General features: G+C 71.6%; 13 protein-coding genes. 4 read left to right on the top strand and 9 right to left on the bottom strand.

Annotated features, from left to right (window positions below):
* Positions 1-68: 68 nt before the first annotated feature.
* Together CCN39_RS14320 and CCN39_RS14325 are read right to left on the bottom strand one after the other, a co-directional pair.
* Positions 69-1,388: an MATE family efflux transporter gene (locus CCN39_RS14320; RefSeq protein ID WP_086842226.1), complete on the bottom strand. Its 1,320-nt coding sequence runs from the start codon at positions 1,386-1,388 to the stop codon at positions 69-71.
* A gap of 82 nt (positions 1,389-1,470) precedes the next feature.
* Positions 1,471-2,460: a DHH family phosphoesterase gene (locus tag CCN39_RS14325; protein ID WP_086842207.1), complete on the bottom strand. Its 990-nt coding sequence runs from the start codon at positions 2,458-2,460 to the stop codon at positions 1,471-1,473.
* Positions 2,461-2,485: 25 nt separating this feature from the next.
* Here CCN39_RS14325 and CCN39_RS14330 point away from each other — a divergent pair, with 25 nt between their 5' ends.
* On the top strand, positions 2,486-3,517 hold the full coding sequence (locus CCN39_RS14330; RefSeq protein ID WP_208630228.1) for a TRM11 family SAM-dependent methyltransferase: 1,032 nt from the start codon (positions 2,486-2,488) through the stop codon (positions 3,515-3,517).
* A 12-nt stretch (positions 3,518-3,529) separates the two neighbouring features.
* Here CCN39_RS14330 and CCN39_RS14335 read toward each other — a convergent pair whose 3' ends face one another.
* Together CCN39_RS14335 and CCN39_RS14340 are read right to left on the bottom strand one after the other, a co-directional pair.
* A complete protein-coding gene (locus tag CCN39_RS14335) occupies positions 3,530-4,675 on the bottom strand; it encodes an SPFH domain-containing protein (RefSeq protein WP_086842211.1) in 1,146 nt (381 codons plus the stop codon).
* A gap of 20 nt (positions 4,676-4,695) precedes the next feature.
* A complete protein-coding gene (locus CCN39_RS14340) occupies positions 4,696-4,923 on the bottom strand; it encodes an NfeD C-terminal domain-containing protein (protein WP_086842213.1) in 228 nt (75 codons plus the stop codon).
* 154 nt (positions 4,924-5,077) lie between these two features.
* Between CCN39_RS14340 and CCN39_RS14345 the strand changes: the two genes are divergently transcribed.
* The 3 genes from CCN39_RS14345 (at position 5,078) to CCN39_RS14355 (ending at position 7,354) form a co-directional block, all read left to right on the top strand.
* Positions 5,078-5,623 (top strand): TetR/AcrR family transcriptional regulator, encoded by a 546-nt coding sequence (locus tag CCN39_RS14345; RefSeq protein ID WP_086842215.1) that lies wholly within the window; start codon positions 5,078-5,080, stop codon positions 5,621-5,623.
* Positions 5,620-6,237, top strand: coding sequence for a class I SAM-dependent DNA methyltransferase (locus tag CCN39_RS14350; RefSeq protein ID WP_086842217.1), 618 nt, complete (start codon positions 5,620-5,622; stop codon positions 6,235-6,237). Before CCN39_RS14345 ends, CCN39_RS14350 begins: the two co-directional genes overlap by 4 nt.
* Before the next feature lie 70 nt (positions 6,238-6,307).
* A complete protein-coding gene (locus tag CCN39_RS14355; protein WP_244210787.1) occupies positions 6,308-7,354 on the top strand; it encodes a hypothetical protein in 1,047 nt (348 codons plus the stop codon).
* On the opposite strand, the gene CCN39_RS14360 is transcribed toward CCN39_RS14355, so the two are convergent.
* The 5 genes from CCN39_RS14360 to infB form a co-directional block, all read right to left on the bottom strand.
* Positions 7,351-7,827 (bottom strand): hypothetical protein, encoded by a 477-nt coding sequence (locus CCN39_RS14360; protein WP_086842221.1) that lies wholly within the window; start codon positions 7,825-7,827, stop codon positions 7,351-7,353. The two genes, CCN39_RS14355 and CCN39_RS14360, sit on opposite strands and share 4 nt — an antisense overlap.
* Entirely contained in the window at positions 7,824-8,642 is an 819-nt protein-coding gene (locus CCN39_RS14365) for an alpha/beta hydrolase (protein ID WP_086842222.1), read from the bottom strand. The genes CCN39_RS14360 and CCN39_RS14365 overlap by 4 nt, the downstream gene beginning before the upstream one ends.
* 3 nt (positions 8,643-8,645) lie before the next feature.
* Positions 8,646-9,128: a 30S ribosome-binding factor RbfA gene (rbfA, locus tag CCN39_RS14370; RefSeq protein WP_086842224.1), complete on the bottom strand. Its 483-nt coding sequence runs from the start codon at positions 9,126-9,128 to the stop codon at positions 8,646-8,648.
* A gap of 19 nt (positions 9,129-9,147) precedes the next feature.
* The gene (locus CCN39_RS14375; protein ID WP_003083991.1) at positions 9,148-9,441 is read right to left on the bottom strand and encodes a DUF503 domain-containing protein; all 294 of its coding nucleotides are present in this window, start codon (positions 9,439-9,441) and stop codon (positions 9,148-9,150) included.
* A gap of 73 nt (positions 9,442-9,514) precedes the next feature.
* Positions 9,515-12,199, bottom strand: a 2,685-nt coding sequence (gene infB / locus CCN39_RS14380; protein ID WP_086842228.1) for a translation initiation factor IF-2, incomplete at its 5' end; no start/stop codon positions are given.

Here is a 12,199-nt window from a genome sequence, read left to right on the forward strand (position 1 = left end):
CCGGCCTCAATCACGCGAGTCACGGGTCTGATCACGCGAGTTACGGGGCTGGTCACGTGGGGGTGGGGTCAGGTGGGGCGGGTGGCGCCGGTTACTGCCCAGTTTCCGGAGCGCCAGCGGGCCAGGACCGCGGCGAGGCGGAGGACCATGAAGAGGGACAGGCCGGTCCAGATGCCCGTGAGGCCCCAGCCGAAGCCGAGGGACGCCCAGATCAGCGGGAGGAAGCCGAGGGCCGCGCTGCCGAGCGTCGCGTTGCGGAGGAACGCCGCGTCGCCCGCTCCCAGCAGGACGCCGTCCAGGGCGAAGACGACCCCCGCGATCGGCTGCAGGGCCACGAAGAACCACCACGCGTGCGGGATCTCCGCCAGCACGCCCGGGTCGGACGTGAACGCGTGCGGCAGCACCCAGGACAACGCCGCGAACAGCACGCACAGGAAGCACCCCAGCAGCAGCCCGTACCCGGTGATCTGCGACGCCACCCCGCGCGCCTGGCGCGCCGAGTTCGCCCCCAGGGCCGCCCCGACCAGCGACTGCGCGGCGATCGCCACCGAGTCCAGCACCAGCGCGAGGAACGTCCACAGCTGCAGCACCACCTGGTGCGCCCCGACCGCCTCGGTCGACGTCCGGGCCGCGACGGCCGCCGCCGAGACGAAGCACGCCTGGAACGCCATGCTCCGCAGCACCAGGTCGCGGCCGAGGCCGAGCTGGGCGCGCATCACCTTGAAGTCCGGCCGCAGGCCGACCTTCTCGCGAGCCAGCGCCGCGAAGAACAGCGACGCCGAGATCACCTGCGCGGCGACGTTCGCGATCGCCGACCCCTCCAGCCCCAGCCCGGCCCAGTACACGAGCACCGGGCACAGCACGGCCGAGATCCCGTTGCCGGCCAGCACGTACCGCAACGGCTTCGCGGCGTCCTGCACCCCGCGCATCCAGCCGTTGCCGGCCATGGTGACCAGGATCAGCGGCGCCCCGAACAGCGCGATCCGCAGCCACGACACGGCGGCCGCGGCGATCTCGTCACTGCCCGACAGCACCCGCGCGATCGGCCAGGCCAGCAGCTGCCCCGCGGCCAGCACGACGAGCCCGACGAACACCGCGAGCCACGTCGCCTGCACGCCTTCGCGCACCGCGTCGGCCCGGCGGCCGGCGCCGTGCAGCCGGGCGGTGCGGGACGTCGTGCCGTAGGACAGGAACGTCAGCTGGCTCGACACCTGGGCCAGCACGACCCCGCCGAGCGCGAGCCCGGCCAGCGACAGCGCGTCGAGGTGACCGACCACGGCCGTGTCGACCAGCACGTACAACGGCTCGGCGGCCAGCACCCCCAAAGCGGGCACCGCCAAGCCCAGCACGCGCTTCGCCGGGACCCGCTCGATCTCCTCCACGTTCACCACGAACCGGACTCTAACCGCCGCCACCGACAGTTCTGACCGGCGGGAACCCGGGAACTTTCCGGCCCCGCCATCCGACGCGCTACAGCAGCGGCGCCCGCTCCAGTGCCTCGCGCAGACCCGCGACGACCTCGTCGGCGGAGCCCGCGATGGTGCAGCCCGCGGCCTGCCGGTGCCCGCCGCCGCCGAACTCCGCCGCCACCGCCGAGACGTCGATGCCGATGCTGCGCAACGAAATCTGCCACTGCCCGGGCTGCGCCGGGTCCTGCTTGAGCACCGCCGCGACGGCCGCCTCGCGCACCGAGCGCACGACGTCGATGACCGACTCGACCTCCTCGCCGCGGACCGTCCGCGCCGCGTCGAGCGGGACCACCGCGTGCACGAATCCCCGGCCCTGCGCGGCTTCCGGCTCCAGCCGGGCCTCGCGCAGCACCGACGAGAGCATCGGCAGCCAGGCGAACGGGCGCTCGTCGACGATCCGCCGCACGATGACTTCCGGATCGGCCCCGGCTTCGAGCAGCCGGGCCGCCATCCGGTGCGTCTCCGGGCTCGCCCGGCGGAACCCGCTCGTGTCGGTGACGATCCCCGCGTACAGCCCGCGCGCGATCGGCTCGTCCGGCTCGACGCCCAGTTCGTCCAGGACGCGGAACACCAGGACCGCGCTGGCCTCGGCGCGCTCGTCGACGACGTGACAGGTGCCGTAGAAGGTGTTGGTCGCGTGGTGGTCGATCACCAGCACCGCGCCGGCCAGCTCGACGCGCCCGGCGAGCCGGCCGAGCCGCTTCGGTGTCGGCGTGTCGACACACACGAGCAGCGCCTCGGAGTCCGGGAGGTCGTCCGGGTGGGTGAGCAGGCCGTCCTCGTCGAGCCAGCGCAGCGTCTCCGGGGCCTCGTCCGGCTCGCCGAAGGAGACGCGCACGCGGGCGCCGCGCTGCCGCAGGGCCCGGCCGAGGGCCAGTGCGCTGCCCAGCGCGTCCGCGTCCGGCCGCACGTGGCCGAGGATCGTCACGTCGGTGGCCGCGGCGAGCAGTGCCGCGGCGTCCCGGATGTCCTGCGCCGAAGTAGGGGTCACGGTGCGTCACGCTACGCTCTGCGGGATGCCTGAGTACGCGATGCTGGTCTACCCCTCGGCCAACCGGGTCTACGCCGCCTCCTCCCCCACGCTGCTGCGTGCCGAGCTGGCGGTGTTCGGCGCGGCCCTGGCGGCCGAGCTGTCCGCGATCGAGGAGGTCGAGCTCGGCGGCGTCGGCTACGTGCGCTTCACCAGCTCGGCGCCCCTCGGCGAGAGCGACCTCGCGCTCCTGTCGAACGTCTCGTCGCTGTACGCGCTGTTCGAGCTGGGTGACGGCGTCCTCCGTCCGGTGCCCGTGACACCGCTGGCGAAGGCCGATTCGGACTTGCTGACCATCCAGAAGTACGCGGGCAAGACGAACGAGCTGTTCACCAAGCTGCTGGTGAACGTCACGCTGCTGGCTACGGCGGACCCGTTCTCGGACCGGCCGAAGTACCTGCTCGACCCGCTGTGCGGCCGCGGCACCACGCTCAACCAGGCGATGATGTACGGCCTGCACGCGACCGGCCTGGACGTCGACGCCAAGGATTTCGAGGCCTACGAGGCGTTCATCAAGACCTGGCTGCGGAACAAGCGCGTGAAGCACACCGCGGAATCCGGCCAGCTGCGGCGCAACAAGGTCCGCCTGGGCCGGCGCCTCGACATCGAGTACGCCTGGGACAAGGAAGCGTACAAAGCGGGCGACACGCGCAAACTCACCTACTTCAGCGCCGACACCCTCACGACCGACGAGGTGCTGCGCGCGAACTCCTGCGACGTGATCGTCACCGACGCGCCGTACGGCGTCCAGCACGGCAGCCACCGCGAGGCCGGCCTCCAGCGCAGCCCGCGCGACCTGCTCGCCGCCGCCGTTCCCGTGTGGACGCGGGTGCTGAAGCCCGGCGGGGCGCTCGGCATCTCCTGGAACACGACCGTGCTGCCGCGGGAAGAGCTCGTCGAGGTGCTGCGCAAGGCCGGGCTGGACGTCCGCGAGGGCGGGCCGTGGGACGAGTTCGCCCACCGCGTCGACCAGGCCATCCTGCGCGACCTGGTCGTCGCGGTGAAACCCGCTTCCTGAATCGGCAAGCGGCTACTGGGTGAGTTCCGGCTTGGTCACCTGACCGTTCGCTGCCGGCGCAGGGACAGGTGACGCCGGCGGGGTGCTCAGGCCGCGCTTCACCGAGTCCAGGATGGACAGTCCCTGGCCGACGAGCCCGGCGGCCATCTCACCGAGGCCGTCGGCGCCGTTGAGGATGTTGACGTTCGCCCCCGCCAGCCCGCGCCCGGCTTCCTTGACGATCTGCGGCAGCTGGTCGATGAGCATCCGGTCGAGCGCGACCCGGTTGTGCGACGCGGCCGCCTCGGCCTGGATGCGCATCTTCTCCGCCTCGGCGACCGCCAGGATGCGGATCCGCTCGGCCTCGGCGTCGGCGGGCTTGATGACCTCGGCGACCAGCTGCTGCTGCCGCAGCTCGGCTTCGCGCTGGGCCAGCTCGGTGCGTGCGTCGATGACCTCCTGCTGCGCCCTCGCCTGCGCGAGCGGACCGGCCTGGGCCGCCTGGGCCTGCGCCGCCTCGACCTCGGCGCGGTACCGCGCCTGCACGACGGACGTCTGCCGGGCGTACTCGGCCTGCGTCCGCTGTGACTCCTGTTCGGCCTCCGCCGCGGTTTTGTTCGCCACGGCCTGGGCGATCTGGGCGTCCCGCTGGATGGCGGCGTTGTGCGGCGCGGCCATCGCGGCGATGTAGCCGAGCTTCATGTCGTCGATCGACTGGATCTGCAGGGCGTCCACGGTGAGGCCGATCTTCGCCATCTCCACCGCCGAGCCGTCCAGCACCTCGGTCGCGAGCTTCTGCCGCTCGGTGATGATCTCCTCGACGGTCATCGATCCGATGATGGACCGCAGGTGCCCGGCGAAGATCCGGCCGGTCAGCACCGACATCTGGTCCTGGTCGGAGAGGAACCGCTGGCCGGCGTTGACGATGCTCTCGGTGTCGTTGCCGACCTTGAACGCGATCACCGCCCGGACGGTGAGGGCGATGGCCTGCTTGGTGACGCACACTTCGGTCACTTCGGCCTCGCACATGGAAAGCGTGAGGAACCGGACCTTCCGGAAAACCGGCATGACGAACGCGCCGTGTCCGGTGACGACCCGGAACGGCGACGCGCCCTTGCTGTTCTTGCCCCCGGAGATCAGCATCGCCTCGTTGGGGGCCGGCACGCGATAACCGAACATCGGCAGTCCTTCTGCGAACGCTAAGAAGCGGGATCCGAGACGTCCCACGCCACGACGTCGACCGTGCGCCGTCCCCGGGATTCCACGACCAGGACGGTCGTGCCCTTCGGCAGCTCCGTGTCGGACCAGGCAAGGAAGGTTTCCAGGCCGCCCCTGATCCTGATCAGCACCTCCCCGGGACCCCGCTGCCCGCGGGTGCCGACCAGGAGGACTCCGGTGCGGCCGGACGGGGAGAGGTCGGAGTGCACAGGTACCGACCTCCCCTCGGTGGCCGTCTCGGTGCGGGTTGACCCCCGCTACCCCATTGTGCTCCCGGTGGGCGTGCGCGGTGGGCACTGTGAGGTTCCGATCAGCAGGCAACCGGGCGGGCCGCCCGGGCGTACGCGGCTATAATCGCGGACCGTGACCGTCGAGCATCGTCCCCTGCGCGCGGACGCCCGGCGTAACCGGGAAGCACTCGTCGCGGCGGCGCGGGAAGTGTTCGGCGCCAAGGGGGTCGACGCCCCGCTCGACGAGATCGCGCGGCGCGCCGAAGTCGCCATCGGCACCCTCTACAACCGGTTCCCGACGCGGGCGGACCTCGTCGAAGCCGCGTTCCTGCCGACGCTGGAAGAAGCTCAGGCGGTACTGGACGAGGCCCTCGCGCGCGAGGACCCCTGGGCGGGTTTCGTCCTGTTCGTCGAGCGTTCGGTGCAGATGCAGGTCTCCGACCGCGGCTTCACCGAAGTGTGCTCGCGGACGTTCGACCCGGCGTCGGCGCTGGAGAAAGCCAAGGAAGCCAACGGTTCCCGGATGAACCGGATCATCGAGCGAGCCCGGGAGGCCGGGTGCTTGCGGCCGGACTTCCGCGGCGAGGACCTGGCGGTGGTGTTCGCCGGGGCGTCCGCGGCGCAGGACTGGCGACGCGGCCTCGCCCTGGTGCTGGACGGGATACGCTCGCGGGCATGACCTGGCTCGCGGACACCGCCTCGTCCTACGACACGGTGGCCGAAAGCTACGCGGAGTTCGTCTCGGACGCACTCGAAAAGGAGCCGTACCTCAAGGCGGCGCTGACGCTGTTCGCGACGCAGCTCGACGGGCCGGCGGTGGACGTCGGCTGCGGCCCCGGGCACTTCACCGCGTACCTGGCTTCGCTGGGCGTCGACGCGTCCGGCGTCGACCTCTCGCCGGGGATGATCGACCTCGCCCGCCGGTCGCACCCGGAGCTGCGGTTCGAGGTGGGGTCGATGACGGACCTCGCGCTGCCCGACGCCTCGGTCGCGGGCGTGCTGGCGTCCTGGTCGCTGATCCACGTCCCGGACGAGGCGGTGCCGGCGGCGCTGGGCCACTTCCACCGCGTCCTGCGGCCGGGCGGGCTGCTGATGATCGGCTACCACGTCGGCGCGGGCACCCGGCTGAAGACCGAGGGCTACGGCGGGCACCCGATGCGGGTCCGCGTCCACCTCCGGCAGCCTTGGTGGCTGGCCCGGCGGGTGCGGGGAGCCGGCTTCACCGTGGACGCGGAATGGCTGCTGAACCCCGAGGCCGAGGTTTCGCAGGGGATTCTCTTCGCTTCGAAATAGTGCGTCCATGAGTTACGCTCCCACCATGTTGATGGGGGTTTTCCGCCGAATCGGCGTTTTCGTTACTGTCGTGCTTTCCGTGCTCGCCTCGACGCTGCTGCTCGGCGCGTCCGCCGCGCACGCCGCGCCGCCGCCGCTGGGCAAGCAGAACTGGGTGGTCAGCGTCGCCGGGTTCACCGACGCCGCCGGCAGCAACTACCTGCGGCTCGGCTACCTCGTGTTCGACCCGTCGAGCAACGCCGTCCAGCACAACTTCTGGACGTGGAGCCAGCGCGATTACCCCGTTCCGGTGAACAGCGGGGACGTCTACTACTGCGGTGAGTTCCAGCCGGGCACCAACCCGCGGAACAACTGCGCGATCAAGACCGCGCCCGGGTTCACCGGTGACCCGAACGGCCACTTCACCGGCACCTACGCCTACGACTCGACGTCCGGCCAGGTGACGATCACCTGGACGAGCAGCACGATCAACGGCTCGACGACCGCGGTGAACCTCGGCGAGACCTGGGCGGTCTCCGAGCTGCACCCGGGCCTGGGCCGGATGCAGCTGGTGACCGACACGTACTCGATCACCGGCGGCTACGCATACGGGAGCAATGCTTCGCTGGCCCAGACGAGCAAGGCGTCGATGAGCGCCGTCCGCGCCACGCAGCGCTCGTACAAGTACGAGGCGCAGAGCTGGAACAAGCTGAAGGTCACCACCGTGGCCCGCGGGTCGGGCGGCAGCTTCACGGTGGGTCCCACCTGGAACGCCTGCACGGACGGTTCGTGCCTCGGGTACGTGCAGCGGAACGCGGGTTGTGACGCGGCGTCCTGCTGCCCGAACCCGGGAACCCCGGAGTACGACGCGTGCGTGAAGAAGCTCGCCGACAGCGGCGACCGGCGGTTCTACTACCTGACCGGCGACTTCGGCGGCCGGCGCAACAGCTACGAGTTCTGGTGCGAGTGCCTGTCGTACAACGGGTGCTACCTGGGGAACAGCCACGTGCGGCCGCTGTTGCAGGTGATCGACGACGCCGGAGCGTTCCAAGGCTGGGTGGGCGCCGAGGTCAGCCCCGACCGCAACGACCGGGACATGAGCAGCGAGTACTACGCCGCGTTCGCGATGGTGTCCTAGGCGAAGGCCTGCTCGGCGAAGCTGAGTCCCCCGCGCTCGGCCATGGTGAGGACCTGCCGGTCGACGTGCCGTGGCCGGGCGCGGAAGTACTGCCGGAAGCCCCGCGCCCGGAACCTCAGGTCGAACTCGTGTCCTTCGACGTGCCACGCGGGGTACGGCTTGTCGTCGGGCGGGTCGAGGCGGTGCAGGTCCGCGATCTCCAGGCTGCCGTGCAGGGGTCCGATGTCGCCGGTGATGTCCCAGGCTTCGTCGAACACCAGCGTCGCCGGGGCGACCCAGAACGTGAAGTGCTTCGGCCGCCGGGCGGGCTCGACCCAGCAGACGAGGTAGTCCAGGTCGAGCAGGAGCCGGCCCGGCGGCGGGTCGTCGTCCTCGAGGAAGCTGAGCGCGTGGACGCGGCTGTCGTGCCAGCCCATCTGCGGGAAGTCGGCGTCGGTCCAGACGGCCTTGGACAGGCCGGACGGGTCGGTCATGACAGGCGCTCCCCCACGAACTTCACGATCTCCGGCAGTACGCCCCGCCAGTATTCGTCATCGTGCCCGCCCGGCGAGAACCGGGACACTTCGGGCGAAACCGCCTTCACCAGCCGGCGGTCCGCGCCCCGGAAGGGGTCCGACTCACCACACCACACGCCGAGGCCCGCGGGGCGCAGATCGGCAGTGTGCAGCAGGGGTTCCTCCGCGCGCCAGTTCGTTTCGTCCGCGAACACCTTGCGGCTGCGGGCGTCCGGCCAGCTGACGAACAGCGCCGCGCTCGCCGTGGCCACCGCCTTCAGGTCCGGGTGGGCGCGGGCGAACCGCAACGCGCCGAAGCCGCCCATCGAAATGCCGAACACCGCCGACGCCGGACGCAGGTCGCGGGCGGCCAGCCAGCCCGGGACTTCCTCGGTGAGCATGCGCTGCGGGTCGTCGTCGCCACCGACGTTCACCCAATAGTGGTCACCGTCGAGGGCCGCGATGGCGAACGGCGGGGTTCCGGCGCGGACGGCCGCCGTCAGGAAGGCCGGGACGCCGAGGGAGAGGAAGGTTCGTGCCTGGGCGCCGCGGCCGTGCAGGGCCAGGCACACCGGCAGGCCCGAGGCCGGGACACCTTCGGGCGTGATCAGCACCAGGTCGACGTCGGTGCCGCGGGCCGCCGAGTGCATGCGCTGGACCGTCACCGGCTCGCGCGGTGCCGACGGCCGAGCCGGCTCCGGCACCGGGGCCGGTCCGGGAGGGGGCGGGGAAGACGAGCAGCCCGCCAGCAGCGCCAGTGCGCTGCCGGCGAGCAGGCCGCGGCGGGAGAGCACGGGTCAGCCCCGGCTCTCCTCCTCCGCGAACTCGTCGTCTTCGGCGTCTTCGCTCTCGCGAGGAGCCTTGTACGGGTCGGCTTCGCCCGCGTGCTGGGCGCCGGTCGCCCGGCGCGCCACCTCCGCGTCGGCCTCACGGGCCTTGGCGAGCAGGTCCTCGATCCGCTTCGACTCCTCGGGAATCGTGTCGGCGACGAACGTCAGCGTCGGCGTGTAGCGGACGCCGGTGCCCTGCCCGACCTTCGTGCGCAGTACCCCGCGCGCCGATTCGAGCGCGGCCGCCGCACCGGCGAAGTCCGGCACGGAGTCCAGCTTCTCGCCGAGGACCGTGTAGTACACCGTCGCGTCGTGCAGGTCGCCGGTGACCTTCGTGTCCGTGATGGTCACGTAGTCGAGCCGGGGATCCTTGACCTCGTGTTCGATCGCCGACGCGACGATCTGCGAGATCCGCTTGGCGAGCTTGCGAGCCCGAGCAGGATCGGCCATGTCGTTCTCCTAGGGAAATCTAATCGTCTGGGCCGAGCAGCCGCCGACGTGCGGAGAGCAGTTCGAACTCCGGCCGGCTCGCCACGTACCGCTCACACGAGTCGAGCACGTCGCGGACGTGCTCGCCACCTTCGGCGACCACGGCCACCCCGATGAGGGTCCGGCGGTGCAGGTCGGTGTGCCCGGCTTCGGCCACCGACACGGCGAAGCGCTTGCGCACCTCGGCCAGCACCGGACGGACCACGGATCGCTTCTGCTTCAGCGAATGGACGTCGCCGAGCAGGATGTCGAGCTCGAGAGCTCCGACGAACATAGGCAGTTTGGGTGTGTAGTAGGGATGAGCCGGGTGCGCGCGGAACTTTCCCCGCGCACCCGGCCCCGAGCGATTACGCGCGAGGCTTCTCGCGCTGCTCGTACGTCTCGATCTGGTCGCCGACCTTGAGGTCGCCGTACGAACCGAGCGTCAGACCGCACTCGTAGCCCTCGCGGACCTCGACCACGTCGTCCTTGAACCGCCGCAGCGAGCTGATCGGCAGGTTCTCCGCCACGACGGTGCCGTCGCGGAGCAGACGGGCCCGGGCGTTGCGCCGGATCTCGCCGGACATGACCAGGCAACCCGCGATCGTGCCGATCTTGGAGGACTTGAAGACCTCGCGCACCTCCGCGCGGCCCAGCTCGACCTCTTCGTACTCCGGCTTGAGCATGCCCTTGAGGGCCTGCTCGATCTCGTCGATCGCCTGGTAGATGACCGTGTAGTACCGGACGTCGACGCCCTCGCGGGTGGCCCGCTCGGTCGCCTTGCCCTGGGCACGGACGTTGAACCCGAGGACGATCGCGTCGGACGCGGTCGCCAGGTCGATGTCCGACTCGGTCACGCCACCGACACCGCGGTGGACCACGTTCAGCTCGACCTCGTCGCCGACGTCCAGCTGGAGCAGCGAGGCTTCGAGGGCCTCGACCGTACCCGAGTTGTCACCCTTGATGATCAGGTTGAGGCTGTTCGTCTCCTTCAAGGCGGAGTCGAGGTCCTCGAGGCTGACCCGCTTGCGGCGCGACGCGTTGAGCGCGTTGCGCGTACGAGCGGAGCGGCGCTCGGCGATCTGCCGGGCGACGCGGTCCTCGTCGACCACCAGGAAGGTGTCGCCCGCACCCGGCACCGAGGTGAACCCGATGACCTGGACGGGACGCGACGGCAGCGCCTCGGTGACGTCGACGTTGTGCTCGTCGACCATCCGGCGGACGCGGCCGTAGGCGTCACCCGCCACGACCGAGTCACCGACGCGCAGCGTGCCGCGCTGGACCAGGACGGTGGCCACCGGGCCGCGGCCGCGGTCGAGGTGCGCCTCGATCGCGACACCCTGGGCCTCCATGTCCGGGTTGGCCCGGAGGTCCAGAGCGGCGTCCGCGGTCAGCAGGATCGCCTCGAGCAGGCCGTCGATGTTGATGTTCTGCCGCGCGGAGATCTCGACGAACATCGTGTCGCCGCCGTACTCCTCGGCCACGAGGTTGTACTCGGTCAGCTGCTGCCGGATCTTGTCCGGGTTCGCGCCTTCCTTGTCGATCTTGTTGATCGCGACCACGATCGGGGCCTTGGCGGCCTGCGCGTGGTTGATCGCCTCGACCGTCTGCGGCATCACACCGTCGTCGGCCGCCACCACGATCACCGCGATGTCGGTCGAGTTCGCACCACGGGCACGCATGGCGGTGAACGCCTCGTGACCCGGGGTGTCGATGAAGGTGATCAGGCGCGGGTTGCCCTCGAGCTCGGTCTCGATCTGGTACGCACCGATGTGCTGCGTGATGCCGCCGGCCTCGCTCTCGCGGACCTTCGTCTTCCGGATCGTGTCGAGCAGGCGGGTCTTACCGTGGTCGACGTGACCCATGATGGTCACGACGGGCGGCCGGACCTGCAGGTCCTCTTCCTCGCCGGAGTCTTCGCCATACGTGATGTCGAAGGTCTCCAGGAGCTCGCGGTCCTCCTCCTCGGGGCTGACGACCTGAACGTTGTAGTTCATTTCGCCGCCGAGCAGCTCGAGGATGTCGTCCGACACGGACTGCGTCGCGGTGACCATCTCGCCGAGGTGGAAGAGCACCTGCACCAGCGAAGCCGGGTTGGCGTCGATCTTCTCGGCGAAGTCGGTCAGCGAGGCACCACGCGGCAGCCGGATCGTCTCGCCCTGGCCCTTGGGCAGGCGGACGCCGCCGACGCTGGGCGCCTGCATGTTGTCCATGTACTCCTGGCGCTTCTGCCGCTTCGACTTGCGGCCCTTGCGCGAGGGACCACCGGGACGCCCGAAGGCACCCGCGGTACCGCCGCGGCCACCGGGGCCGCCACGACCGCCGCCGCCACCGCGGAAGCCGCCGCCACCGGCCGGGGCACCGCCGCCGCCACCGGGACCGCCGCCACCCGGGCGGAAGCCGCCGCCACCGCCGCCGCCACCGGGGCCGCCGCGGAAGCCACCGCCGCCGCCACCGCCACCGGGACCGCCGCGGAAACCGCCGCCGCCACCACCGGGACGACCGCCGCCGCCACCGCCGGGGCCGCCACGGCCGCCGCCACCGGGACCACCGCGGGCGCCGCCACCGGGACCACCGCGGGCGCCGCCACCGGGACCGGCGGGACGCTGCGTGCGGCCCGGCATCATGCCGGGGTTCGGCCGCGGGGGCATGTTGCCCGGGCTCGGCCGGTTGCCACCGGCGCCACCACCCGGCCGCGGGGCCGGACGGTCACCGCCGGCGCCACCGCCGGGACGCGGGGGCCGGTTGTCGCCGCCCTGGCCGCCACCGGGGCGCGGAGCCTGCGGACGCGGGGCCGGAGCGCCGGAACCGACGCCGAACGGGTTGTTGCCGACGCGCGGGGTGCGCGGGCCGGGCTTGGGACCGCCGGGCTTGGGGCCCTGCGGCTTCGGCGGGACGACCGAACCGGTGCCGCCCGCGGCGGGCGCGGCCGGGGTGTCCTGCTTGGGAGCGGCCGGAGCGTCCGCCTTCGCGGCCGGGACCTGCTCCTGGGGTGGGGGTGCGGCAGGCTGCTGACGCGGGCCGGGCCGGGGGCCGGGGCGCTGCCCCGGGGT

It is taken from the genome of Amycolatopsis kentuckyensis (genome assembly GCF_002155975.1).
Taxonomy (GTDB): Bacteria; Actinomycetota; Actinomycetes; order Mycobacteriales; family Pseudonocardiaceae; genus Amycolatopsis; species Amycolatopsis kentuckyensis.